This is a genomic window from Burkholderia sp. KCJ3K979, assembly GCF_016759955.1.
Classification (GTDB): Bacteria; Pseudomonadota; Gammaproteobacteria; order Burkholderiales; family Burkholderiaceae; genus Burkholderia; species Burkholderia orbicola.
Genome location: NZ_JACFYV010000086.1, coordinates 1 through 24,664, shown reverse-complemented (window position 1 = coordinate 24,664; position 24,664 = coordinate 1). Strand labels below are relative to the sequence as shown.

Genomic DNA, 24,664 nt, shown 5'->3' with positions numbered 1-24,664 from the left:
CGTTGCGTGTGGGTCGCCGCGCCGACATGCATGCTGTACCGTCTGTTTTAACGATTCGTCACCATTGACACGAGAATGTCCGAGCGGCGGTTTGGACGCGGCAAGCCTTGGTGCTCGCGGCATTCAGGATGGTCATCGACTGGATTCGTCATCGCCAGAATGACGTCATTTCGATTCATTGGAAATCGAAAGCCGGGTTGTCCGAATAAGATCGTTCCGCCTTTTTGAGTGCTGCATCGTCGCATGCACATGCAGCGAAGGACGGAACGAATATGGCCATCGAACCCAAGGATTTACTGCCGCACTTCGAACGCGAGATGACGCTGCTGCGCCGTTCGATGCAGACGTTTGCTCAACGCTTTCCCAAAGTAGCCGCTCGGCTGGCGATCACCGGCGGGCATTCGGACGATCCGCACGTCGAACGCCTGTTGCAGTCGTTCGCGTTGATGGCAGCGTGTCACGACGTCCGTCTCGACGATGATGTGCCTGCGTTTACGCACAGTTTTCTCGATACGCTGTATGGCGTTTTCCTGCGCCCGTTTCCGTCGTGTGCGATTGCGCAATTTCATGGCGACTTCGGCAGCGAACCGACTGGGCCGCGCGTCGTTCCTCGTGGCGATCGGCTGATCGCACCGATCGGCAAGGAAGTATTTCGCATTGAAGATGACATTGCGATCGCGCCGCTGACGGTGTCGGCGGTGCGTTATACGACATCGGCGGTCGCGCCGCGCGACGTCGCACTGCCTCCGGAAACGACCGGGTTGCTGACCTTCACGTTCGAGCTCACCACACCGACGGCGACGTTCGGCATCGTGCCGGACAGATTGCGTCTGCATTTCACCGGCGCGAGGGAAATCGTCGCGGCGCTCACCGATGCCGCGTTGCTTCTTGCCGGCCGAGGCTTCGCCGAAGCAGACGATTCAACGCGCTGGAAGCGCCTCCCGGAGGCGATGTTCACGGCCGTCGGCTTCGAGCCCGCCGACGCGCTGCTCGACGTGCGGCCGGACGATGTCCTCTGGCCGTTCCATTTGCTGATGACATATTGCGCGGTGCCGGAGCGTTTCGACTTTGTCGACCTGGACATGCGGGCGATCAAGCGAATCGCCGGCAGCGGACGTCGCGTCGTGCTCCACCTGGCGATCGCGGGCGTGCATCCGGATTCGCACCGTGCCCAGCGCCTGGCTGCCGCCACGGCCGACCATGTCCGGTTGTTTTGTGCGCCGGTCATCAACCTGTTTCAGGACGACGCCCAGCCGATCGAGACGCGCGCCGGTTGCGCCCATTACGCGGTGAAGGCCCTTGCGCAAGCGGGAGCGTCGCGCACGGCGATCTGGTCGATCGATACCGTTCGTCATGTTTTCGACTCGGGTGCGTCGACGCTCGCACCGTTCCGGTCGCTGCAGCATGGCACGGGCATGCGTCCCGGATTGTTCTGGACGGTATTGCGCGACGAGGCACGGCGGGCACCGAAGGAGCCTGTTGATTCCCGGTCCAAGGAGGCGGACACGACCCCGACGCCGGCCGAAACCGCCGAGTCGCTTCGCGGCGTCGAACTGGAACTGGTCGACCAGGACGGACGCCCTGCCGATCCCGGCCATCGCAAGCTGGAGATCCAGCTGTCCTGCACGCAGGGCGATCTGTCCGGGATGCGGGAGCGCGAGCTGGCGATGCCCAGCGGCGACCCGTTGGGAACGATTTCGCTGCTGAACCGGCCGACACGGAGCCAGCCGCCCGCGTTTCGCTACGGGGAGCTGTGGGATCTGCTGTCGCTCCTCGTGCCGCAGGCGATCCGACTGGACAAGGGCGGCCTGACCCAGCTCAGGCGGCTTTGCGCACGCTGGGCGGAAGACGCCGTCGACGCCGGCCGGCGCTTCGATGCGATCGTGTCGTTGTCGACGGCGCGCGTGCGGTGCTGGCTGCCCGGCAAGCCGGCATCGGCTTTCGTACACGGGCTGGAAGTGCGGCTGGTCGTGGACGAGCAGCGTTTCGCCGCGTTCAGCCTGAGCGGATTCGCGCACGTGATGGAGCGGCTTTTCGCACCCTACGTACCGGTCACCAGTTTCGTGCAGGTCGTGCTGTTTTCGGCCGCTACCGGGGCGCCGCTTCGGCGCGGCGCGCCGCGTCCGGGCACCCAGCCGCTGGTCTAGTTTTCGGATTTTCAGGGCCCGAACGAAAACGTTTGCGGCATCTTTCAAGCGGTCGGGTTTTACCCTACATTATCGGGGCTGCGGGCCGGCGAGCCGGCTCATGGAACCTGAGATCACACGCAAGGAACAAGAATGAGTTTCGCTCCGAACGGGGGTATTCCCAGTGGATTGGGCGGTAGTGCGCTCGGCTCGTTGAGCGCGCTCGGGGGCCTCGCCGGCCCGGTGGCGTCGAGTGTGGCCGGCAGCCTCGGGCCGCTCGCGGGGCTGGCCGGGCACGTCGACACCGTCCAGCGCGCGCTGCAGCTCGCACAGACCGGTTTCTCGCTGATGGAGAAGACGCCCGGCGCCATCGCCGAAGCGATCAACGGCGCCGCCAACCCCGCGCGCCTGACCCAGCTCAACCGTTACGTGACGCTCGATACGCCGCTCGGTCCGGATGTGCTGCTGGTCAGCGCGGCCGTCGTCGACGAGCACGTGAACCGCTTGCCGGAAATCCATCTCGACCTGCTGTCGCATCGCCACGACCTGCGCCCGGAGGACCTGATCGGCCAGCAGGTCAAGATCCGCTTCGATCAGCAGGCGCGCCTGTCGACGCTCGAACGCGTCGTCGCGTCGGGGGCAGTCGAGGGCGACCGCTACTTCGACGGCTACGTCGCGTCGTTCGACCGGGCCGGCAATCCCGGGAACGTCACGCAATACCACCTGACGGCCGTGCCGTGGTTCTGGTTCCTCACGCGCTCGACCGACTGCCGGATCTTCCAGAACAAGACCGCGCAGGACATCCTCACCGAGATCTTCCAGGAACACGGTTTTTCCGATTTCACGTTCGACATCCGGACCAGCCAGAAGCCGCTCGAGTACGTCGTGATGTACCAGGAGAGCTACTACAACTTCTGCGCGCGGCTGATGGAGCAGGAAGGGCTCGTGTGGACGCACCGCTACGAGAAGGACAAGCACTTTCTCGTGATCGGCGACACGAACCTGCTGTTCCGCCCGATCGACGGGCTCGCCACCGTGCCGTTCGCCGCGACCGAGGCCAGCGAAGACAGCGGCATCGACCAGTTGCACGAAGGCCGGCGCTTCGGCGTCGGCAAGGTCACGTTCCGCGACTTCAACCACGAGAATCCGTCGTCGCCGCTGATGCTGGTCGAGGCCGGGCCGCAAAACCTCAAGCATGCGCGGCTCGATGCGACCGAGCGGTTCGAGCACCAGTCGCTGTACGACCACGGCGACGACGGCAACCGCTACGCCCGTTTCGCGATGGAGGCCGAGGAGGCGCAAGCCCATCGCTACACGGGCGGCGGCTACGCGTGGCGCATGACCACGGCCGGCGCCGTGACCGTCGCGAATCATCCCGTCCTCGAGAACAACCAGGAATACGTGATCCTGCACGTGCGTCACGAGGCCGTGAACGACTATACGCAGCACAGCGCGAAGCTGCCGTACCGCAACAGCTTCTCGCTGTTGCCGAAGAAGATCCCGTACCGGGCGCCGCGCGCGACGCCGAAGCCCGTAATTCACGGCACGCAGTCGGCGATCGTCGTCGGGCCGAAGGGCGAGGAAATTCATACGAACGGCAGCGCGGTGAAAGTGCATTTCCCGTGGGATCGGCGCGGCAAGAAGGACGGCTCCGATTCGATGTGGGTGCGCGTGTCGCAGCCGTGGGCGGGCGACGGGTGGGGCGCGGCCGCGATTCCGCGGATCAAGCAGGAAGTGCTGGTGGCGTTCAATCAGGGCGATCCGGATAACCCCGTGATCGTCGGCCGCGTGTTCAACGGCGAGCAGGGCAACCCGTATCACGGCGCGGCCGGCCAGACGATGGGGATCAAGAGCCAGACGCACAAGGGGCAGGGGTCGAACGAGTTGCTGATGAGCGACGTCAATGGTGCGCAGATGCTCTACATGCATGCGCAGAAGGACATGCATACCGTGGTCGAGGATGCGCAGTGGACTCAGGTTCTCAAAGGCGACCGGACTGTCGAGGTGGGCAAGGGCAACCATACGACGGCTATCGCGGTTGGCAACCTGTCGGACGTTGTCGTGCAGGGCAATACGCTGCATCAGACGCCCCAGGGTGTGCACACGCTGGAAGCCAAGGAACTCTGGATCAAGATCGGCGGCGACGGCGGCACGCGGATCCACATGACAGCCGACTCGATCGATATCTACAAGGGCGAGTCGGTGATCCATCTGGATGACGGCAATATCAATATCCAGGCTGCTCGAACCGACATCAACCCGAAGAACGGCTAATACCAATAACCAATAAGGATAACAAAGCATGTACCAGATGCAGGAAGGCACGTTGGCGCTGCCCGTGGAATGGCAGGACAAAACGATGAACGTGTTCGTGTCGGCGGCGACTGGCACGGAGGGCGTGAGTTTCGTGATCACGCGCGAGCGGCTGCCGTGGGGCATGAAGTTCGCCGAATATGTGACGAGCGAAATCCGGAAAGTGGCGAAGCAGGTTCCGGATTACGCCGAGGTCGCGAATGAAGACGCCACGGTATCCGGGCGCGCTGCACACGTGCACGAGTTCACCTGGACGAACAACCAGGCGCTCATTCATCAGCGGCTGACGATGGTGGAATACGGGCAGGTTGTCCTGATGCTCACCTTCACCGCGCCCGGTACGCTGAGCGACACACAGCGCGAACAAATCCGGACCGTGATTCAGAGCCTTCAGTTGCGCGATCCGGTCTGAGGCCGCAATGTCGGACACGCCGAACTACAACGAGCCGAGCGGCAGCGCCCAGGAGCGTCTCGATCAGATCGCCAGGCTGGAGGATGGTGAAGCCGCGAAAGCGGCCGAGCAGCCGTTTTACGAGCACCTCAACTATGGGATGCTCGGCGCCGACGCGGGCCTGACCGCCGTCGAGGGAACGGCCGCCGGCCTGGGTGCCGCCGGTACGGCGCTGGCGGGTGGCGCGACCGGCGGGGCAGCACTGGGCGCGGGCGCGATTGCGGCGGGCACCGTCATGCTTCCGCTGGCGATTGCGGTCGGCGGTGCGTGGGCGCTCGACAAGGTTGGCGTGACCGGCTGGCTATCGAAGGAATTCACGCAGGTTGGCGACGCGCTCGGCCTCACGATCGGTCGCGGCGACCCGCACCCCGCCTGCATTGGCGATCGGATTGCGCACTCGTCGGGTTTTATGGGGATTCTCGCCGGTATTGCCGTGGGAGTCGCGATTGGCGTGGCAGTGGCGGCGACCGTGGCAACCGGTGGACTCGCCGGCGCGCTGATTGTCGGCGCGTGCATGGCGGGTGGCCTGACGCTGGGTAGTGCGCTCGCGTCGGCGAGCCAGAGCATGGGCACCAACTGTGGCGAGATCGTCACCGGTTCGAGCAATGTGTACTTCGAAGGCAAGAAGGTGGCGCGTGTCACGGACCTGGTGAAATGCGATCACCATTCCGGCGTGCCGCAGGCACTCGTCGACGGCAGCAAGACCGTGTTCGTCAATGGCCTGCCGCTGGTGCGGATCGGCCACGAAACGCACTGTAGCGGCAAGGTCAATTCGGGGCGCAACAGCATCTGGATCGACAAGACGACTGGACAGTACGGTCCGAAGAACCCGGAACTGTCCGCGACTCAGGAATTCCTGGCGGGTTTGCTCGGCGGGATCGTAGGGGGCGGAGTCGGAAAATTTGCCGGCAAGGGGCTGCGGGGGTTGCGCGAAAAATTCCGGCCCGAGCCCACCCGATCCGCGGAACAGAAGGGCATCAAGGACGAGAACCGGCCGACGTGCAAGGACCCGGTTGATCCTGTGTCCGGAGAAATGCTCGAGATCCGGACGGATCTCGTCATTCCCGGCATCCTCCCTCTCGAGTTCAAACGACGCTATCGGACTCGATCGGACGATCATGGATTGCTCGGTCACCGCTGGTCGGACAACTGGTCGCAGCAATTGACGTTCGATGGTGGCCGCTTCGTGAGATACCACGACGGCGCTGGCCTTGTGATCGGCTTTGACGCGCCCGATATGGCGCTCAACGGCATCAACTTGCGCGAGCCGCGTTATCGGCTGGTCGGAAGCCGGCTCGAACCGCGCATCTTCGATCGCGATACGCGGCAACTGCGTATTTTCGCGCCGCTCGTCGATGGGCGTTCGTCTCGCCTCGAACGAATCGAGGACCTCGACGGCAACAAGATCGTTCTTTCCTACGATGTTGCCGGCCGTCTGAGCGGCATGGCCCATAGCGACGGCTATCGGCTCGAGATTGCCTATCCCGGGCACGGCCGGCGGCTGCAACGGATCGTCCTCCATGATGCGGACGGTGGTTCCAGAACGCTTGTGGGCTACGACTACCAGAACGGCATGCTTACCCATGTGGCGAGCTTCCAGTTTGGGCAGTTCTATTACGCGTACGACGAACACGGCTGGATGACCCAATGGCGGGATACAGACCAGACCGATGTTCGATATCGGTACGACGACGCTGGTCGTGTAGTCGAAACAGGTACACGGCAGGGCTATCACACGGGCCGATTCATCTACGAAGCCGGCTGCACACGCGTGATTGACGTCGATGGCGAATGGACCTACGCCTATAACGACGAAGGCCTTGTAACGGCCGAAACTGATCCGCTCGGTCATTGCACTTACTCCGAATGGGAGCTTGGTCGTTTGATGACCCGGATTGATCCGCTTGGCCGACGGACGGACTATCGATACGACGAGCGAGGCCAACTGACTTCGGTCGTCGAAAGCTCAGGGAGGACGGTTGACTTCGATTATGACGATGAGCAGCGCCTAACCGGGGCGCGCTTGCCGAACGGCGGCACGATCAAGCTCGAGTACGACCATCTGTATCGGTTGATTGCACGGACCGAGCCGGACGACAACAAAACGACCTATCGCTATGGGCCCCGTGGCGAACTGCTGCGAGTGGTTCAAGGTGATCGCGAGACGCGCCTGGACTACGATGACCGGCTGCGGCTGACCGACATCGAATTGCCAACGGGGGCGCGTTTTAGGCGCAGGATAGACGTACTGGGCCGGCTGTTGGAGGAAACGTCGCCCGATGGGCATGTGACGCGTTATGACTATGCTGACGGTCCGGCAAATCCGCGCGGTCTGCTGAGCGCGGTTACGCGCCCCGATGGCTCGGTATCGAGGGCACGCTATAACAGCGAGAGCCTGCCCGTCGAGTGGATCGATCCGCTAGGACGTACGATCCAGCGAACCTACGGTCCATTCGACCTGCTTACTGCGTCGATCGACGCGGCCGGACATGCAACGCGTTTTGAGTACGACCATGCGACCCGGCTGACGAAGGTTATCAATGCGCTGGGAGAGACTTACACATACCGCTACGACGCGGCCGGGCGTCTCGCGGCCGAAATTGACTGGGGAGGCCGCGCGACCGAATACGAGCACGATGCCGTTGGTCGCCTGCTGACGAAGACACTGCCCGACGGTGGCCAGTGGCGCTATACATACGATGCATCCGACCGGCTCATCGAGATCGATGCCGGCGACGTGAAGCTTGCCTACCGCTACGATGCGAGCGGCCGATTGGCGTCGGCGGAGGTCCAGGGTGAGCACGCTCATGTGACGCGCTTTGCCTACGACAGGAATGGCCGCTTGATCGGCGAAGATCAGCACGGCGAACTGTTGCGGCACGTCTACGACGCCGATGGACAACGCCGTCTGCGGATGACACCTAGGCGCGAGACCGCCTATGCGTACGATGTATCCGGGGCTTTGACGCAAGTCGGGGAACTGACGATCCGGCGTGATGGGTTAGGGCGCGAGATCGGCCGTGAGGCGGGAGATTTCGTCGCGCAGCAACAGTACGATGCGCTCGGCCGGATACGCCGGCAGATTGCGGGGCCTGCCGTAGCCTTCGATGCCTTGCAAGCCGATCCGGCCCGGGCGCTCGAGCAATTGACGCGGCAGGTCTATCAGTACGACGCAGCCGGGCAACTGGAGCGAGTCGACACCGGCGCGGATACGCTCACCTACCAGCGCGATGAGCGCGGCCAGATCATCTCCGCAGAAAGTCTGCTGCAGCCAAGCGAGCACTTCCGCTATGACGCTGTGATGAACATTGCCGCGCACGGGCAACGGGCACCTGTGGATGCCCACCACTATCGCCGCGGAGGTCTGCCGGAACAGGTTGGCTACGCACGCTATCAATACGATGCACGTGGCCGCACGATCGAGAAGACGGTCGAACAGCCGGGGTTCAGGCCGAAAACGTGGCAATACACGTGGGATGGCCTCAATCGGCTCGTGAAGGTCGTTACGCCCGAGCGCGGTGTTTGGGCGTATCGCTATGACGCTTTCAATCGCCGGATCGAGAAGCAGCAAGTCGGCGGCCGTGAAACGGTGAGGTTCCTGTGGGACGGTCCGATGCTTGCCGAGCGCTGGATCGAGCAGCGGGATGGTACGACGGGCCAAGTCGTGACCTGGCATATCGAGCCGGGCAGTTTTTCGCCGCTCGCGCAGGAGACCGACGACGGGCTGTATCCGATTGTGACGGATCAGGTCGGTCTGCCAAAGACGGTGTTCAACGAACATGGCAAGCCGGTGTGGAAGGCCGCGTACTCCGTGTGGGGGAAGCTACTGCCGGCCAAGCGAGCTGCGAATGATGCGCAAAACACTTCGATCGACACGGCACTGCGCTTCCCCGGCCAGTGGGCGGACGACGAAACGGGACTCAACTACAACCTGAATCGCTACTACGATCCGGATTCGGGACAGTACCTCACCCCTGATCCAATTGGACTTGAAGGCGGGTTGCGGACGCAAGGTTACGTCGCCGATCCTTTCGTTGAATTCGATCCTCTCGGCCTCGCTACTTGTAACACTAATGAACCTCAAGTCGATAAGGGCTTGAGTGGCCGTGGTGTTCGCCCGGGGCCAGGTGAACGTTCGCTGACAAAGGAGCAATATCGTGAGTTGATGCGCAATCGAAATCAGGGTGATGCGCTGCAAGCCGCTTTGGATCAGAAGATTGCGTCACAGGACTACGTTTATCGCGCAACCACTTGGAGAGCTGTCGAAAATTACCGCAAGCAAGGCAGTATCAGTGGCTACAAGGGTGCGGGAACCTACATGTCGACAGACTACGTCGGGACGAATCAAGGCGTGCTGATGGACCGTGGTCAGGTTTTCCAGCATTGGGGACCACCGGATGTTTTGTTGAAGATTCCGACATCAGAGCTGTCTTCTGCAACGGTTCCGAGACCGCTCGGTGGAAAGCTACCGGTCGGATGGGAGCCCGAGACATCGTTTTACCCCGCGGCCGGATCCGGTGGACAGAATCAGTTCATGGGAACAACCAAATCGTGGTCTGACGACTGGATTATTCCGGTCGAAAAATGAGTGTGAATACCATGGATCAAGATCTTCAGAGGATGCTCCGTCGCTATCGCGATCGAGACATTGATTTGCAGCAACTGCGTGTATGGTTAGATAACGAATGCGCTCGTGTCGAGACACAAATTCCACGAGGGCAATTACTGAAGTTGAGGAGGGGAAGCGAAGCACAGAGCAACGGAGTGATCGCGCAGTTGCTCCCGGCATGCACGCACTGTCTCTGGGTCGGTTCGCCCAAACAGTTCGTATCACGCTTGGAATATCAGCAATATTCGCAACGTCGTGACGCTGCTGTTATCAGTGGAGTCCTCGCGGAAATTGCCCCGCCTCCTTTCGACTCCGAAGGGAGCGGATCAGCAGGTTCTGCAATGTACTATCGCTGCACTCGGTGCCATTCGATTTGGGTATTCGTGGAACCGGAGCGGGCAGAAAACGGTTCGTGGAATAGGGTTATTTAGAATTGGATCGGTGAATGCTGGTGCACTTAAACAACCGATCATGGTAATGTGATAAGGCAAGTTGAGCTGCGTCGAATTTAGTGAAGGCTCGTATTATTTGGAGAATCGAGCCATGAACAAGAAGACACTTAGGTTTTTTCAGGAAGGTCGAAGCGGCGGTGGAGTGTAACGCCTAGTGGCGACCAACGCAGCGCCATGTCGCGCTCGATTCCGAGCCCGGGCCGCTTCGGCATTGCCGCCTGCCCGTCGACGATATCGAGCGGCTCGCGCATACGCCCATCGCCTTCCTGGTGTGTATCGATCACGGGGATCGTGCCGGGCGTCGCCGCGGCCGCATGCTCGTAAAGGTCGTGATGCTGGAGCGCGGTATTTGGCTTTATCGCTACGATGGAGGCTGGGCTCTAATTAGGAGATTCTGATGTCGTGCGTAAAGTGTCGCAATTTTGGCGGAACGAGCGCTAACTATGAATATTTTGGTATAAATATTTCCGGGCACAAAGAGTTGTACCGGTGCAAGAATTGTGATCAATTTCTAGAAATTGTTGCGGAAGCTCGCTCCCCGTATTTCCTCACGTTCGAACGAGCCAAAGAGAACTTTCCAGATGCTCGAGAGCTCGATAACTTTGTCCCGCGAACGTAACTTAATAAGCAAGCTCGCAACATACTGCGATGGAATCGACGGTTGGAAAATATTCCGAATTTTGAGAAATAAAGTTTCTCCGGAATCCGGAGAAGAGATGTTGCTGCGGGCGGCGGTAGCTGGAAAATGCTCTCCGGCCATTTCGCGATGGATGCCAGGCGTAGGCCTATCGCTATAGTGGCTGCAGCTAAGCGTGGCGTATGACCGCGGAAGGTACTGTCGACGTGGTGAAGCCTGCGGTCCTGCGGAACAATGGGAAATATGTGAGCTTGCACTTACGTCAGGAGGTGCTGAACGCCTGTAGGCAGTACGGCGCCGAGCAGCTATGCCGCGCAGCTTCGTACTGCTGCCGAAGACTGCAGCCACACAGTACGCCGAAGACGGTAGCCTACTGCACGCCTTCGGCGATTATCACCGGTCCAGAAGACGCGGGAATCTATACTAACGGCGGCTGGTCAACGATGCGTGCTTTGTTCCGGCCCGAAAGATGTGGATCGAGATTGAGTTGACGGGCGGATCGTCACGCAGCTGCAAGCGCAACGCCGACAGAGGCGACCGCGCTGCGCAACGTCGCGCACCGCGCCGGACAGGGTAGCCCAGCCCTAAGCGGCAGCTACCCCAAAACCCCACCTCACCAAGCAATATCGCAAGACGACCGCGACGTCCCCACCCCACCGGTAGCCGTGCACTTCGTCCCCGATCCATTGTCATAAAACGTCCGCGTCTCTGGCTGCGGCACCGACGGATCGAACGGATTCGGCGCCCCATGCGGACCGCGCGGCGCATCGTACGGCCGCTGCGGCGCATACGAACCGCCCCTTGCAGCAAACCGAGAGCCGTTCGCGCGCAGGTATTCATTCCAGTTCTGCTCGCGCTGCTCATACCCGGGCACTGCGCGACCCAGGCTATCGCTCCCGCCCGCGCCGAGCGCGACGCGGTTCGGCGGCAAGACAAAATCGGGTTCACGCCCGGAAGAAGCGGGCAGCGGCGCTACCAGCGCGTCGCTTGTCACCCTCAACGGCCGCGTATCCGGCGTATCGAACGGGCTACGTTCGGCAGGCGCAGCGAACTGCACCCGTCGGCGGCTCATACGCGCCGGATGTCCATCATCCCGAGCAGCCGCACGCCGCTCCGAGCGAAACACGTTCGCACCGGCCGACCGATCGGTCAGCGTATCGCGTCCTGAAGCATGGGAAGCAGAAACAGAAAGCGCGCACGCGATCGCGGCGGCGGAAGAAAAGCGGATTGGGCAATTCATGGGCGATCCGAAGCAGGTGATGTGCATTGAACAAAAACGGCAGATCACTGGCTGGCGGCTGAGCGACGAGGGTGCGTCGAAGCGGCCCTGAAGCGACTGCGAGGCGCGGTGAACGCGACTTGCAGGGAGGGCTGGCTGGATTGCAGAAACGAGTTCGTATTATTTCACGGAAATATCAAAAAGCTTTCAAATTGTTTAGTTTCTCAGGTAAACAGTAAAACTTGCCGCCTCATCGAGCGCCCCGTCCTGGTGCGTGCTCACACAATCATCAGTCGATTGATTTCCAGCGACCAGAGCCCTCGGCAACCTAAAAAACGCATCACCGGGGAGTCTCCATCGCCGAACGCCAAGCCCAGCAAGGAACCCGCCCTACCTTCTTGCCAAAATAGCTACCCGATTGCACTCGAGGCAAACGTTCTCGCCTCCCCGAGGTTGCGCCGTGATCGCCACCCACTATCTCAAAAGCCTACGTGTTTTCCCTCGGTCGACAGGCATTTTTGACAGACGATTAAAAAACGCCCATATAATTTCGGTTGCCTTGCCAACGGCTGTCGGACCATCCTTCCGAACGAGCAGTTGGCAAGCGGGGCAGGCGAAACGCTTGCGCAATGCAAGACGCATCACGATGTCTTTCCGAACCAGACGTCCCCTTCGGGGACTGCAAGAGCCGGGCCCCGCTACGCAACATTCCGCTGGAGTTCCGTCTTCTATGTGTCTCGGGCGTGTCCCATGTCCTCGCCCCGGGTGCTGTTCGATTGCGCAAGTCATGCCGCCTTTGCCCGTATGACTAAACAACATCGAGGAGCTCCCAGATGACGCTGTCCCGTCTTACGTCCATTTCCGTCGCCGCCGTGCTGTTCGCCGCCGGCGCCGCCGCCGCGCAAGCGGAAACCGTGAAGATCGCCATCGCTGGTCCGATGAGCGGCTCGGTCGCCCAGTACGGCGACATGGTGAAGGCCGGCGCGCTGACCGCGATCGAACAGATCAACGCGGCCGGCGGTGCGGGCGGCAACAAGTTCGAAGTCGTGATGATGGACGACGCGTGCGAACCGAAGCAGGCCGTCGCCGTCGCCAACAAGATCGTCAGCCAGAAAATCAAGTACGTGATCGGTCACGTGTGCTCGGGTTCGACGATTCCCGCGTCGGACATCTACGAGAACGAAGGCATCGTGATGGTCACGCCGTCGGCCACCGCGCCGCAGCTGACGGAAGGCAAGAAGCGCCACTTCATCTTCCGCACGATCGGCCGCGACGACCAGCAAGGCCCGGCCGCCGCGCACTACATCATCAACAACGTGAAGCCGAAGAAGGTCGCGGTCCTGCACGACAAGCAGTCGTACGGCCAGGGCATCGCGTCGTCGGTGAAGAAGGACCTCGAAGCGGCGAAGATCCCGGTCGTGCTGTTCGAAGGCGTCAACGCCGGCGATTCGGACTACTCGGCGATCATCACGAAGCTGAAGTCGCAAGGCGTCGATTTCGTCTACTTCGGCGGCTACCACCCGGAAATGGGCCTGCTGATGCGCCAGGCGCGCGAGCAGGGCGTGAAGGCGACCTTCATGGGGCCTGAAGGCGTGGGCAACAAGGACGTGACGGCGATCGCCGGCCCGGCTTCGGAAGGCATGCTGGTCACGCTGCCGGCCGACTTCTCGGCCGATCCGGCCAACGCGGCGCTCGTGAAGGCGTTCGCGGACAAGAAGCGCGACCCGAACGGCCCGTTCCAGATGCCGGCGTACGCCGCGGTGAAGATCATCGCCGACTCGATCGCGGGAGCGAAGACGACCGACCCGACGAAGGTCGCCGCGTACATGCACAAGACGACGTTCGACACGCCGATCGGCAAGGTCGCGTATGACGCACAGGGCGACCTGAAGGCGTTCAAGTTCGTCGTGTACACGTGGCACAAGGACGCGACGAAGACCGCCGCCAAGTAAGACGGAGTACCCGCCCATGCGCCCGCCCTGTCCGAAACCCGGACGGGGCGGGTGCGTATTGGCCGCGCATTCCCCGTGCGCGGCCAAGGAGGGCGGCCCGAGACGACACCGTGCGTTGCGCGCGGCCGAGCGCCGTGATCCGGCGACGGCATGCGACCCAGCGCCAACGGGAGCTTCCCGCACATGACTGACTTCTTTCCTCAATTCGCCCAGCAGCTGGTCAACGGCCTGACGCTGGGTGCGATCTATGCGTTGATCGCCATCGGCTATTCGATGGTCTACGGCATCATCGGCATGATCAACTTCGCCCACGGCGAGATCTACATGATCGGTGCGTACGTGGGCCTCGTGACCCTGACGGCCATCGGCATCTCCGCCGGCTATCCGCTGCCGCTCGTGCTCGGCGCCGCACTGATCGTGTCGGTGATCGTCACCGGCCTGTACGGCTTCGCGGTCGAGCGCGTCGCGTATCGCCCGCTGCGCGGCGGCCCGCGCCTCGTGCCGCTGATCTCCGCGATCGGCATGTCGATCTTCCTGCAGAACTACGTGCAGATCGGCCAGGGGGCGCGCGACGTGTCGGTGCCCGTGCTGATCTCCGGCGCGTTCGAAATCCATCTCGGCGGCGACTACGACGTGACGATTCCGTATGCGCGCCTGTTGATCGTCTGCGTGACGCTCGTGCTGATGATCGCGCTCACGCTGTTCATCTCGCATTCGCGGATGGGCCGTGCGTGCCGCGCGTGCGCCGAGGACATGAAGATGGCGAACCTGCTCGGCATCGACACGAACCGCGTGATCTCGTTCACGTTCGTGCTCGGCGCGATGCTGGCGGCCGTCGGCGGCGTGCTGATCGGGCTGACGATCGGCAAGCTGAATCCGTATATCGGCTTCGTCGCGGGCATCAAGGCGTTCACCGCCGCAGTGCTCGGCGGGATCGGCAGCATTCCGGGCGCGATGCTCGGCGGCGTGCTGCTGGGCCTGGCCGAAACCTTCGCCGCGGGCTACATGCCGGCCGAGTACAAGGACGTGGTCGCGTTCGGCCTGCTCGTGCTGATCCTGCTCTTCCGCCCGACCGGCCTGCTCGGCAAGTCGGACATCGAAAAGGTTTGAGGGAGACGCAGATGAGTCAAGTCATTTCCGTTCGCCGCCCGGCCGCCGACGCGTCGTTCGGCCAGGCGCTGAAGAATGCCGTGGCCGCCGCGATCCTGACGGCGATCCTCACGATTCCGGTGCTCGGGCTGCAACTGAAGCTCGATGGTTACCAGGTCGTGCTGACGCCGCATTGGCGCCCGGTATGGATCGCGGTCGCGGCCGTGTTCCTGTTCCAGTTGTTCAAGCCGTGGCTGATGCGCGCGAAAGCGGCCGTGAAGCTGCCGGCGGCGCCCGCGATGGGCGCACAGCAGCAGCGCGTGATCATCTGGGTGCTGCTCGCCGTTGGCCTCGTGTGGCCGTTCTTCGGCTCGCGCGGCGCGGTGGACGTCGCGACGCTCGCGCTGATCTACGTGATCCTCGGCCTCGGGCTGAACATCGTGGTCGGTTTCGCGGGGCTGCTGGACCTCGGCTATGTCGGGTTCTACGCGGTCGGCGGCTATACGTACGCGATGCTGAACCAGTATTTCGGGCTGTCGTTCTGGGAGTGCCTGCCGATCGCGGCGATCGCCGCGGCGACGTTCGGCTTCCTGCTCGGCTTCCCGGTGCTGCGCCTGCGCGGCGACTATCTGGCGATCGTCACGCTCGGCTTCGGCGAAATCATCCGCCTGCTCGCGAACAACCTGACGAGCCTCACCGGCGGTCCGGACGGCATATCGAGCATTCCGAAGCCGACGGTGTTCGGCTTCGAGATGGCGCGCTCGGCGAGCGTCGAAGGCGCGAAGACCTTCCATGAACTGATCGGGCTGGAATACAGCGGCGAGCACATGGTGATCTTCCTGTACCTGATCGCGCTGCTGCTGGTGGGCTTCACGCTGTTCGTGACGAGCCGCCTGATCCGCATGCCGATGGGCCGCGCATGGGAAGCGCTGCGCGACGACGAGATCGCATGCCGTTCGCTCGGCCTGAACCCGACGCGCATCAAGCTGTCGGCGTTCACGCTCGGCGCGGCGTTCGCGGGCATCGGCGGCGCGTTCTTCGCGGCGCGTCAGGGCCTCGTCAATCCTGAATCGTTCACCTTCATCGAATCGGCGCTGATCCTCGCGATCGTCGTGCTCGGCGGGATGGGCTCCCAGCTCGGCGTGATTCTCGCGGCGATCCTGCTGACCGTGCTGCCGGAAGTCGCGCGCGGGTTCGCCGAATACCGGATGCTGATCTTCGGTCTGGTGATGGTGTTGATGATGATGTGGCGTCCGCAGGGCCTGCTGCCCGCGAGCCGTCCTCATGTGGAGCTGCCGCAATGAGCGCGAATGCAGAACTGTTGAAGGTGGCCGGGCTGCAGATGCGCTTCGGCGGGTTGCTCGCGGTGGACGGCATCGATTTCGACGTGCGCCGCGACGAGGTGTTCGCGATCATCGGGCCGAACGGCGCGGGCAAGACCACGGTGTTCAACTGCGTCGGCGGCTTCTACAAGCCGACCGGCGGCGACGTGGTGCTCGACGGCCACGCGATCGCCGGGCTGCCGAGCCACAAGATCGCGTTGAAGGGCCTGGTGCGGACGTTCCAGAACATCCGCCTGTTCAAGTCGCTGACGGTGGTCGAGAACCTGCTCGTCGCGCAGCATCGCAAGGTGAAGGCCGGGCTGCTGCACGGCCTGTTCGCGACGCCCGCGTACCGTCACGCCGAGAAGGAAGCGCTCGAGCGCGCGGCCGTGTGGCTCGACCGGATGGGGCTGACGGCGGTCGCCAACCGGCCGGCCGGCACCCTGTCGTACGGGCACCAGCGGCGTCTGGAGATCGCGCGCTGCATGATCACCGAGCCGCGCCTCTTGATGCTGGACGAGCCGGCGGCCGGCCTCAACCCGCAGGAAAAGATCGAGCTGCAGCACCTGATCGACAAGCTGCGCCGTGAATTGGGCGTATCGGTGCTGCTGATCGAACACGACATGAGCCTCGTGATGGGCGTGTCCGACCGCATCCTCGTGATGGAGCACGGCCGGCCAATCGTGATCGGCACGCCGGAAGCGGTCCGCAACGACCCGCGCGTGATCAAGGCGTATCTGGGGGAAGAGTGATGCTGAAGCTGGAACAGGTCCATACGCACTACGGCGCGGTCGAAGCGCTCGCGGGCGTGTCGATCGAGGTGAACAAGGGCGAGATCGTCACGCTGATCGGCAGCAACGGCGCCGGCAAGACGACGCTGATGATGACCGTGTGCGGCACGCCGCGCGCGTCGTCGGGCCGCGTGCTGTTCGAGGGCAACGACATCACCGCGATGTCGACGCACCAGATCATGCGGCAGGGAATGGCGATCTCGCCGGAAGGGCGGCGCGTGTTCCCGAGCCTGACGGTGCTCGAGAACCTGAAGATGGGCGGCTTCTTCGCGAGCCGTCACGAAATCGACGACGGCATCGAGCACGTGTTCAAGCTGTTTCCGCGCTTGAAGGAGCGCGCGACGCAGCGGGCCGGCACGATGTCGGGCGGCGAGCAGCAGATGCTGGCGATCGGCCGTGCGCTGATGAGCAAGCCGCGCTTGCTGCTGCTCGACGAACCGACGCTCGGCCTCGCGCCGCTCGTGATCGCGCAGATCTTCGACATCATCCGCACGATCCGCGACGAAGGCGTCACGGTGTTCCTCGTCGAGCAGAACGCGAACAAGGCGCTCGGCGTGGCCGATCGCGGCTACGTGCTCGAAACGGGGCGCGTGGTGCTGGCCGACACGGGCGCGAACCTGCTCGCGAACGACCGCATCAAGCAGGCGTATCTCGGCGGTTGATCGACGGGAAGCCGCTGGCCTGCAACGGGCCGGCGGCAGTTTTTCCGGCGGTTCGTTTCTGCTTGCAAGGCCGGTTTCCCGGCCTTGTCTTCCCTATCCGATCCTGAACGTGCTTTTCAATACGTCGCGCAGATGCAGCGCGGCGCGATTGCTGTCGTCCGTCAGCACCGTGATCAGGTGCGGCGGCAGATCGGGCAGCACGATGCCGGCGACGTGGCTCGTCAGGTTGCCCGACACGCGATCGTGCTCGATCAGGCCGACCGCGAGCCCGTTCGCGATACACGCTTCGACCGCCGGCGAACTGGCGCTTTCGAGCAGCATCCGGTGCGCGATCTTCGCCTTCTTCAGCGCATTCAGCGCGGTGTCGCGGTATGGGCAGCCCTGCAGCTGCACCGCGATCGGCAGCGGTGCATCGGGATTGAACTTGAAGGTGCGCGCGGCGACCCACACCGGATGGGTCTTGCTGAGCAGCTCGGCGTGCGGCAGCGCTTTCGGCACCACGGCGATCGTGATGTCGAGCTGGCCGCGCGCGAACAGCAGCTGCAACTCTTCGCTGGAGCGCGCTTCGACCGTCAGTTCGAGCAGCGGCCGGTCGGCGGCGAAGCGCGGCAGGAATTCCGCCATGAAGTGCGCCGCGTAGGAATCGGGGATGCCGAGCCGCAGCTTGCCGGTCAGCATCTGCGGCGACAGCGATTCGACGAGCCGGTCGTGGCTCAACAGAAACTCGGTGGTGTCGCTCAGCAGCTTGTGGCCGAACTGAGTGAGTTCGACCGCCTGGTTGTTTCGCGTAAACAGCCGCTGCGCGACCATCTCTTCCAGCTTCTGAATCTGCGCGGTGACGGACGACGGGCTGCGGTTCACATGAACGGCCGCATCCTTGAAGCGGCCGAGCTTCGCGACGGCGTGGAAGGTACGCAGCAGGTCGACGTCCAGGGTGCGCGGCATGATTTTGTTTTTCCGAATCAGTGATTCAGGTAATGTCGATTGACGGAATTATTGGGCATCCCTATTCTCGGGTCAACAGGCAGACAACGGCAGGCAGCCGGTCGGGCGTTGCACGCATCCGGGGAACGATTCATGTCGATCAATGATTTTGTCGTAGATGCATTGGTGCGGGACAGGAAGCTGAAGGCGGAGTCGGTATGGACGGTCGAGAATCACGAAAAATATTCGACGCTGCATCGCACTGGCGATGACGCGCGGCGACGGGAAGCGGGGCGCGAAGTCTTTTCGCTGATGCGCAACCTGAACGAGCTGGGCGTGCGAAGCCCGGCGCTGTGCGCGGATCGCGACGGCAAGGGTTCGTTGCGCGAAGCGATCGGTGCATTGAGCGAGCGGCTCGCGACGTTGTCGCGCGGCCGCCATGTCCATTACATCGAGCTCGGCCCCGAGCCGGTCAAGACGACCGAGCTGATGAAGGCGGTCAGCGGCGGCGGGCCGGATCATCTGCGTTACACGGCCGTCGACATCAACGAGTCGTCGGAAGACGCGATGCGGCACGCGATCATGCCGTTCCTGAAAACGCCCGGCTGCTTCAACTACATCGCCGACGATTACCGGAACGTGCAGTGGAACCATATCGACCTGGGCCAGGACGTGACGTTCATCACGATGCTCGGGTTCCAGGAAGGCAACGAGTTGCCGGTGACGATCGGCCGGCTGATTCGCAATCTCGGCGGCAAGTCGACTTACGTCGTGTCGGAGATGCAGTTGCTCGTGGAAGGGCGCGAAGAGCCCATCTACGACTTCTACCAGAACGAGAACATGGTGCGGTTCTCCGAAATCGTCAGCCGGCAGCAGGGCTTCGAGCCGCTCGGCCAGCATCATGTCTCGATCGTGCGGCTCAATCTGCTCGGCGACCAGTTCCATGTGGCGGTCACGCTGCAGCCGGTGTCGAAAGCGGGGGCCGACGGGCATCTGATCACCAACGTCTGCCTGAAATACACGCCGGAGCAATTCCGCCACGTCCGCCTGAGCCACGGCAATTGCCGCGTGATCGACGAATTGCACAGCGGGGACGGCAGCGTCGTGTACCAGATTGCGCAGTTCAAGGGATGAATGGCGAAACGTCGACAGCGAGGCACGCGATGGACAAGGGACATGCATTGCCGGTATTTGCGCGCGGGTTCGGCCGGGTGACGCTGGCGCTACGGACGTCGCTGTTCGGCGGCGCGAACGTCGGCGGCACGCTCGACGCATCGACGGAACCGATGCGCTGGAGCGGCGCGTGCCTGCGCGATGGCTACGAGGTGCGCTACCGCCGCAACCTCGACGATCTCGGTTATCGCGACGTGCCGATGCGCGGCACGCGCTCGGATGCGCTGAACGCGGTGTGTCACCTGCGCGGGTTGTTTTCCGACGAAGCGGTCGACGCGCTGCGCGGGATCGGCCGCGCGCTGGAACGCAGCGCGTCGAGCAGCAACTGGATCATCTCGAAGCGCGTGCGTGCGGTGACGAACCGCTCGCGCTTCATCGACGACATGATGCACGATCGCGCATTCCTGCTGCGGGTGTCGCGTCTCGCCGGTGTGCCGTTGATCCCGTATCCGATGGCCAATGCGCGCTCGCAGTTCAACTACTACTATCCGACGGGTCAGCGCGACGGCAAGGCGCAACTCGGCATGTGGCACACCGACGGCACCAGCTTCGTGCTGAACATCGTGCTGTCGGATCGCGCCGATTACGCCGGCGGCAACTTTCTGTTCTACGAATCGAGGGCGGAGGCGTTCGATCGCCACGATCCCGAGCGCCGGCACGTGAGGACCGCGAATCTGGACGTCGCGGGCGATGCGCTGCTGATCTACGGCAGCAAGCTCTTTCATGGCGTCGAGCCGGTCGAGGCCGGGCGTCGCATGTCGCTGGTGCTGTCGTTTCATTGCCCCTACACGCGCGAGGACGACAACGGGTTCTGGCATCTCGCGTCGGACGACGGCATTGCGCGCACCGTCGTGAACTGGCTGGCGCTGCGGCGTGCCCTCAGGGACGACGCCGAGCTGCAGTACCGCCGCCTGGGGATCGAACCGATCCGCCCGGACGATCTGGGCGACCAGCGCCTGGCTCCGGCCACTTTCTGAGAACCGTCGCGCCATGCAGCTTTTCCTGCTTCAACTCGTTTTCGTCCTGTCGTGGAGTTCCGGGTTCATCGGCGCCAAGCTCGGCGCGGAGACGGCCGGCGCGTTCAACCTGCTGTTCTGGCGGTTCCTGCTCGTCACGCTGTGCCTCGCGATCGTCCTCAATCGGCAGCTCGGGCGCCTGACGCTCGAGAAAATCCGCTATCACGCGGTGATCGGCTTCCTGTCGCAATTCCTCTATCTGGCCTGCGTGTACGTCGCGATCCAGCATGGCCTGCCGCCGGGCATCGCCGCGATCGTCGCGGCGTTGCAGCCGCTCATTACGGCGGCGATGACGTCGTTCGGCGGCAGCGAGCGCCGCGGGGCGCGCCAGTGGGCCGGGCTCGTCGTCGGGTTCGTCGGCGTGGGCATCGTGATCGGCGGCCAATATGCGCTGCCGGCCGGGTCGGTCGGGATCGTCATGTACCTGCTGCCGCTGGTGTCCGCGTTCGGGCTGTCGATCGCGACGATCTATCAGCGCCGCCGCGCGCTGACGGCCGCGCGCAGCAACGAGGACGGGCTGTTCCTGCCGCTGTTCGTGCAGGGTGGCGTGAGCCTCGTGCTGTTCGCGGCGTGCGGGATCGTCACCGGCGACCTGCACGTGCCGACGCAGCCGAACGTGTGGGTATCGGTCGTGTGGCTGACGGTGTTCTCGACCTTCATCGCTTACCTGTCGCTGTGGGCGCTGCTCAAGCGCATGCCGGCGACGCGCGTGGCGACGCTCGTCTATCTCGAACCGCCGGTGACGCTGCTATGGGCCGCGTGGATGTTCGGCGACCGGATCGCGGTGACGACCTACGTCGGCATCGTCGTGGTCGCGATCGGCGTCTGGCTGGCCGGCAAGCCCGGCGCGCGGCCCGCGCGGCCGCGCTGCGCGGATCTGGAGACGGCCGGCCGCTGACGCACTGGTTGCGCGCGCGATTCCGGTGTAGCTTCGCGAGACTGCCCGACTCGTGAAGGAACCCGATGAAAGTCAAACGGATCGTCGCCAACGTCGACACGCGCTCGATCGACGACGCAAAGCGCTTCTATCAACGGATCTTCGGTCTCGACCTGCTGATGGACCACGGCTGGATCGCGACCTACGGCAACGCCGAGCAGATGGACGTGCAGATCAGCTTCGCGTCGCAGGGCGGATCGGGCACGTCGACGCCCGATCTGTCGATCGAGGTCGACGATGTCGATGAAGCGCTCGCGCGGGTCCGGGCGGCCGGCATTTCGGTCGAATACGGGCCGGCCGACGAGCCGTGGGGCGTGCGGCGGTTTTACGTGCGCGACCCGTTCGGCAAGCTCGTCAACGTGCTCGCGCATCGCTGACCGGCGACGGCGAACCGGGCACGCCGGCGTTCACGCATGCAACGCCAGCCCTTTCACCGCCTTGTCGACGGCCTTCTTCGGCCCGTGCAACGCCAGGCCGACCAGATCCGGATTGTCCGCATCCTCGGCGCGAAACGCCGCGCGGTTGGCCGCATCGTGCCCGGTCGAAAACATCGTGCGCACGTAGGGCACGATCGTCAGTTCGCGCGACAGCGCCTGCCGATGCGCGGCCTGCAATCCGGTCAGATCGGCCGCGAACACCAGTATCGGCTGGCCCAGCATCCGGCTGTAGCGGCGCCCGGCCGCATCCTCGTAAGGCTCGCCCAGTGCGTCCGGCGCACCGGCCGCGACGCCCGTCGCGAGAAACGCGACCACGTTGAGTTTTTGCCACGCGGCGAGATCGTCGCGCACGATCAGCGCTACTTTGGTATCGAACATGCTTGCTCCTGGTTGGAGCGCCCATGATCGGACCTCGTGCGCGATCAGTCTGGAACGTTTGTGCAGAGTTGCCGGTACGCGGCCGGCGTGATCCGGTACGCGCGGCGGAACCAGCGGCCGAGATGGCTCTGGTCGGCGAAGCCGACGTCGGCGGCCGCCTGTGCGGGCGTGCGGCCGGCAGCCAGCAGCTTGCGCGCGGCGCGCAGCCGCAAGCGCACGAGGTACGCGTGCGGCGACGTGCCGAACGCACGCTGGAACATCCGCGTCAGCCGGAACCGGTCGATGCCGGCGACGCTCGCGAGTTCGTCGAGGCCGAGGTTGCCGTCCATGTGTTCGTGCAGCAGGTCGCGTACGCGCGCGATCGCGGGCGGCACGACGCCGCTTTCCAGTGCGAGCGGGCCGCCCAGTTGACTGCCGAGCCGTATCAGCAGGCGGTCGAGCGTCTGGTCGCGCGCGAGCCGGCCTTCGTTGTCGTGGATCGCGAAGAACGCGTTGCGGATCGCGTCGACGAGGCCGCGATCGTCGACGAGCGTATGGCCGAACGTGGCTTCGACGCTGCCGAGGCCCGGCAGGTCGAGCCGGCGCGCGGCGCGCTCGACCCACGCTTGCGGCAGGTACAGCATCCCGTACGTGAAGCCGCCGGCTTCGGGTGCATGGCCGTCGTGCATCGCGCCCGGCTCGATCAGGATCGCGCGGCCCGGTACGCTGGTGTGCAGCGAGCGGTGGCACTGAAAGCGCTGCACGCCCTGTTCGGTGAAGCCGACCAGCATGTCGTCGTGATCGTGCGCATCGTACGCATGGCCGTTGAAATGCGCGTGCAGGCTTTCGATGCCGGTTTCCGCGTCGCGGCGCGCGACGAGCCAGTGGTCGGTCGTGCCGACTGCCTTGGCGTCGGTCGTCATCGGGGGCCTCGAACGTCGTCGTGGCGTGACGGAACGGGGTTGCGGGTGGCGGAACAGGGAGGACGGGTGCGGGTCATGATTCGCTCACCATCGCTTGTTCGTCGCGCGCATATTGCGCGGGCGGCCGGCCGACGTGCCGCGCGAACGCGACGCTGAAGGTGCTCGCCGAGCTGTAGCCGACGCGCGCCGCGATCTCCGCGATGCGGCCTTCGTTGCGGCGGAGCAGATCCTTCGCGAGCGCCATGCGCCATGTCAGCAGGTATTCCATCGGCGCGACGCCGACCGCGCGGCTGAAGCGTTCGAAGAACGTCGAGCGCGACAGCGCGGCTTCCTTCGCGAGTTCGACGATCGTCCACGGATGCGCGGGGCGTTCGTGCATCCGGCGGAGCGCGGCCGCGAGGCGGCTGTCGGCGAGCCCGCGCACGAGGCCGGGCGATGCATGCGTGCCGGTCGTGAACCGCAGCGCCTCGATCAGCAGCACTTCCAGCAGGCGCGCCAGCACGATCTCGCGGGCCGGCCGCTGCGCGCGCGATTCGTCGCGCACCAGCTGCACGAGCGTGGTCAGCCGCGGCTCGCCGCGTACGTGCACGAAGCGCGGCAGCAACGACACCAGCAGCGCCGCGTCGGGCGAACCGAAGCTGCAGTTGCCGGCCATCATTCGCGTGTCGACTGGATTGGCCGGATCGCCGATCCGGTATTCGCCGTGGTCGAGCATGACGGGCGGCGCAGTGTCGACGCCCGGCGGCGGCGGTTCGAGGCTCGACATCGCCACGCCGTAGGCCGCCGGAATCAGCATGAAATCGCCGGCCAGCAGCTCGATCGGCGCGTGCCCGTCGATCGCGATCCGGCACCCGCCGTCGAGGACCGCGCAATAGAACGGCTCGCCGGCGACCGTGCGGCTGATCGCCCACGGGCTCGCGCCACGGACGTACTTCGAGTACCGCGCGCCCGGTTGCAGCAGCGTCACGACTTCGGTCAGCGGGTCGATCATGGCCGGACTCTCGCAAAAGAAAAGCGGATTGTCGATTGTAGCGAATACGGTTCCGGCCATCTATCGTACGGACACATGCTCAACACACCCGAGGAGTTCGCATGAAGACCGTACTGATTACCGGCTGTTCCTCCGGCTTCGGCCTCGAAATCGCGCGCCATTTCCTGGCGCGCGACTGGCAGGTCGTCGCGACGATGCGCCAGCCGAACGACGACGTGCTGCCGCCGTCGGAGCGCTTGCGCGTGCTGCCGCTGGACGTGACGAACGCGGACAGCATTCGCGC

General features: G+C 63.8%; 20 protein-coding genes. 14 read left to right on the top strand and 6 right to left on the bottom strand.

Going from position 1 to position 24,664, the window contains the following annotated elements; all coding sequences use genetic code 11:
- The first annotated feature begins 272 nt into the window (after positions 1–272).
- From tssF to H3O04_RS19325, 4 genes are all read left to right on the top strand, one after another.
- Positions 273–2,147, top strand: a complete 1,875-nt coding sequence (gene tssF, locus H3O04_RS19340; RefSeq protein WP_202588274.1) for a type VI secretion system baseplate subunit TssF — start codon at positions 273–275, stop codon at positions 2,145–2,147.
- A gap of 132 nt (positions 2,148–2,279) precedes the next feature.
- Positions 2,280–4,400 (top strand): type VI secretion system Vgr family protein, encoded by a 2,121-nt coding sequence (locus H3O04_RS19335; protein WP_202588273.1) that lies wholly within the window; start codon positions 2,280–2,282, stop codon positions 4,398–4,400.
- A 28-nt stretch (positions 4,401–4,428) separates the two neighbouring features.
- A complete protein-coding gene (locus tag H3O04_RS19330; protein WP_011547149.1) occupies positions 4,429–4,851 on the top strand; it encodes a DcrB-related protein in 423 nt (140 codons plus the stop codon).
- 7 nt (positions 4,852–4,858) lie between these two features.
- Positions 4,859–9,478, top strand: a complete 4,620-nt coding sequence (locus H3O04_RS19325; RefSeq protein WP_237666354.1) for a DUF6531 domain-containing protein — start codon at positions 4,859–4,861, stop codon at positions 9,476–9,478.
- A 580-nt stretch (positions 9,479–10,058) separates the two neighbouring features.
- Here the strand turns inward: H3O04_RS19325 and H3O04_RS36810 are convergent.
- Together H3O04_RS36810 and H3O04_RS19315 are read right to left on the bottom strand one after the other, a co-directional pair.
- The gene (locus H3O04_RS36810; RefSeq protein ID WP_442862835.1) at positions 10,059–10,202 is read right to left on the bottom strand and encodes a hypothetical protein; all 144 of its coding nucleotides are present in this window, start codon (positions 10,200–10,202) and stop codon (positions 10,059–10,061) included.
- 999 nt (positions 10,203–11,201) lie between these two features.
- Entirely contained in the window at positions 11,202–11,855 is a 654-nt protein-coding gene (locus H3O04_RS19315; protein WP_202588272.1) for a hypothetical protein, read from the bottom strand.
- A gap of 785 nt (positions 11,856–12,640) precedes the next feature.
- On the opposite strand from H3O04_RS19315, the gene H3O04_RS19310 reads away from it, so the two are divergent.
- The 5 genes from H3O04_RS19310 (at position 12,641) to H3O04_RS19290 (ending at position 17,623) form a co-directional block, all read left to right on the top strand.
- The gene (locus H3O04_RS19310; protein ID WP_072441880.1) at positions 12,641–13,759 is read left to right on the top strand and encodes a branched-chain amino acid ABC transporter substrate-binding protein; all 1,119 of its coding nucleotides are present in this window, start codon (positions 12,641–12,643) and stop codon (positions 13,757–13,759) included.
- Positions 13,760–13,942: 183 nt separating this feature from the next.
- The gene (gene livH, locus H3O04_RS19305; RefSeq protein WP_012339584.1) at positions 13,943–14,869 is read left to right on the top strand and encodes a high-affinity branched-chain amino acid ABC transporter permease LivH; all 927 of its coding nucleotides are present in this window, start codon (positions 13,943–13,945) and stop codon (positions 14,867–14,869) included.
- An 11-nt stretch (positions 14,870–14,880) separates the two neighbouring features.
- Positions 14,881–16,152: a high-affinity branched-chain amino acid ABC transporter permease LivM gene (locus H3O04_RS19300; protein WP_202588271.1), complete on the top strand. Its 1,272-nt coding sequence runs from the start codon at positions 14,881–14,883 to the stop codon at positions 16,150–16,152.
- A complete protein-coding gene (livG, locus tag H3O04_RS19295; protein WP_202588270.1) occupies positions 16,149–16,922 on the top strand; it encodes a high-affinity branched-chain amino acid ABC transporter ATP-binding protein LivG in 774 nt (257 codons plus the stop codon). The genes H3O04_RS19300 and livG overlap by 4 nt, the downstream gene beginning before the upstream one ends.
- Positions 16,922–17,623, top strand: coding sequence for an ABC transporter ATP-binding protein (locus H3O04_RS19290; RefSeq protein ID WP_011694813.1), 702 nt, complete (start codon positions 16,922–16,924; stop codon positions 17,621–17,623). Before livG ends, H3O04_RS19290 begins: the two co-directional genes overlap by 1 nt.
- A 93-nt stretch (positions 17,624–17,716) precedes the next feature.
- Here H3O04_RS19290 and H3O04_RS19285 read toward each other — a convergent pair whose 3' ends face one another.
- Entirely contained in the window at positions 17,717–18,568 is an 852-nt protein-coding gene (locus tag H3O04_RS19285) for a LysR substrate-binding domain-containing protein (protein WP_006480717.1), read from the bottom strand.
- A gap of 132 nt (positions 18,569–18,700) precedes the next feature.
- Between H3O04_RS19285 and H3O04_RS19280 the strand changes: the two genes are divergently transcribed.
- From H3O04_RS19280 to H3O04_RS19265, 4 genes are all read left to right on the top strand, one after another.
- The gene (locus H3O04_RS19280) at positions 18,701–19,681 is read left to right on the top strand and encodes a hypothetical protein (RefSeq protein ID WP_069231508.1); all 981 of its coding nucleotides are present in this window, start codon (positions 18,701–18,703) and stop codon (positions 19,679–19,681) included.
- A 29-nt stretch (positions 19,682–19,710) separates the two neighbouring features.
- On the top strand, positions 19,711–20,697 hold the full coding sequence (locus H3O04_RS19275; RefSeq protein WP_202588269.1) for a 2OG-Fe(II) oxygenase: 987 nt from the start codon (positions 19,711–19,713) through the stop codon (positions 20,695–20,697).
- A gap of 13 nt (positions 20,698–20,710) precedes the next feature.
- Positions 20,711–21,634, top strand: a complete 924-nt coding sequence (locus H3O04_RS19270) for a DMT family transporter (protein WP_202588268.1) — start codon at positions 20,711–20,713, stop codon at positions 21,632–21,634.
- A gap of 65 nt (positions 21,635–21,699) precedes the next feature.
- The gene (locus H3O04_RS19265) at positions 21,700–22,050 is read left to right on the top strand and encodes a VOC family protein (RefSeq protein ID WP_006480721.1); all 351 of its coding nucleotides are present in this window, start codon (positions 21,700–21,702) and stop codon (positions 22,048–22,050) included.
- 30 nt (positions 22,051–22,080) lie between these two features.
- On the opposite strand, the gene H3O04_RS19260 is transcribed toward H3O04_RS19265, so the two are convergent.
- The 3 genes from H3O04_RS19260 to H3O04_RS19250 all read right to left on the bottom strand — a co-directional run bounded on the left by H3O04_RS19260 (position 22,081) and on the right by H3O04_RS19250 (position 24,441).
- Complete coding sequence (locus H3O04_RS19260) at positions 22,081–22,488, bottom strand: DUF2000 family protein (RefSeq protein WP_006480722.1); 408 nt, start codon at positions 22,486–22,488, stop codon at positions 22,081–22,083.
- Positions 22,489–22,532: 44 nt separating this feature from the next.
- A complete protein-coding gene (locus H3O04_RS19255; RefSeq protein WP_124477626.1) occupies positions 22,533–23,390 on the bottom strand; it encodes an AraC family transcriptional regulator in 858 nt (285 codons plus the stop codon).
- 73 nt (positions 23,391–23,463) lie between these two features.
- The gene (locus tag H3O04_RS19250; protein WP_077220513.1) at positions 23,464–24,441 is read right to left on the bottom strand and encodes an AraC family transcriptional regulator; all 978 of its coding nucleotides are present in this window, start codon (positions 24,439–24,441) and stop codon (positions 23,464–23,466) included.
- 41 nt (positions 24,442–24,482) lie between these two features.
- On the opposite strand from H3O04_RS19250, the gene H3O04_RS19245 reads away from it, so the two are divergent.
- Positions 24,483–24,664 (top strand): SDR family NAD(P)-dependent oxidoreductase (locus H3O04_RS19245; protein ID WP_202588267.1); only part of this gene is annotated, 182 nt, incomplete at its 3' end.

Bases quoted from the DNA above. Each gene is read 5' to 3' on its own strand.
- tssF (WP_202588274.1), top strand. From the start codon at position 273: ATGGCCATCGAACCCAAGGATTTACTGCCGCACTTCGAACGCGAGATG.
- H3O04_RS19335 (WP_202588273.1), top strand. From the start codon at position 2,280: ATGAGTTTCGCTCCGAACGGGGGTATTCCCAGTGGATTGGGCGGTAGT.
- H3O04_RS19330 (WP_011547149.1), top strand. From the start codon at position 4,429: ATGTACCAGATGCAGGAAGGCACGTTGGCGCTGCCCGTGGAATGGCAG.
- H3O04_RS19325 (WP_237666354.1), top strand. From the start codon at position 4,859: ATGTCGGACACGCCGAACTACAACGAGCCGAGCGGCAGCGCCCAGGAG.
- H3O04_RS36810 (WP_442862835.1), bottom strand. From the start codon at position 10,202: ATGCGCGAGCCGCTCGATATCGTCGACGGGCAGGCGGCAATGCCGAAG.
- H3O04_RS19315 (WP_202588272.1), bottom strand. From the start codon at position 11,855: ATGCACATCACCTGCTTCGGATCGCCCATGAATTGCCCAATCCGCTTT.
- H3O04_RS19310 (WP_072441880.1), top strand. From the start codon at position 12,641: ATGACGCTGTCCCGTCTTACGTCCATTTCCGTCGCCGCCGTGCTGTTC.
- livH (WP_012339584.1), top strand. From the start codon at position 13,943: ATGACTGACTTCTTTCCTCAATTCGCCCAGCAGCTGGTCAACGGCCTG.
- H3O04_RS19300 (WP_202588271.1), top strand. From the start codon at position 14,881: ATGAGTCAAGTCATTTCCGTTCGCCGCCCGGCCGCCGACGCGTCGTTC.
- livG (WP_202588270.1), top strand. From the start codon at position 16,149: ATGAGCGCGAATGCAGAACTGTTGAAGGTGGCCGGGCTGCAGATGCGC.
- H3O04_RS19290 (WP_011694813.1), top strand. From the start codon at position 16,922: ATGCTGAAGCTGGAACAGGTCCATACGCACTACGGCGCGGTCGAAGCG.
- H3O04_RS19285 (WP_006480717.1), bottom strand. From the start codon at position 18,568: ATGCCGCGCACCCTGGACGTCGACCTGCTGCGTACCTTCCACGCCGTC.
- H3O04_RS19280 (WP_069231508.1), top strand. From the start codon at position 18,701: ATGTCGATCAATGATTTTGTCGTAGATGCATTGGTGCGGGACAGGAAG.
- H3O04_RS19275 (WP_202588269.1), top strand. From the start codon at position 19,711: ATGGACAAGGGACATGCATTGCCGGTATTTGCGCGCGGGTTCGGCCGG.
- H3O04_RS19270 (WP_202588268.1), top strand. From the start codon at position 20,711: ATGCAGCTTTTCCTGCTTCAACTCGTTTTCGTCCTGTCGTGGAGTTCC.
- H3O04_RS19265 (WP_006480721.1), top strand. From the start codon at position 21,700: ATGAAAGTCAAACGGATCGTCGCCAACGTCGACACGCGCTCGATCGAC.
- H3O04_RS19260 (WP_006480722.1), bottom strand. From the start codon at position 22,488: ATGTTCGATACCAAAGTAGCGCTGATCGTGCGCGACGATCTCGCCGCG.
- H3O04_RS19255 (WP_124477626.1), bottom strand. From the start codon at position 23,390: ATGACGACCGACGCCAAGGCAGTCGGCACGACCGACCACTGGCTCGTC.
- H3O04_RS19250 (WP_077220513.1), bottom strand. From the start codon at position 24,441: ATGGCCGGAACCGTATTCGCTACAATCGACAATCCGCTTTTCTTTTGC.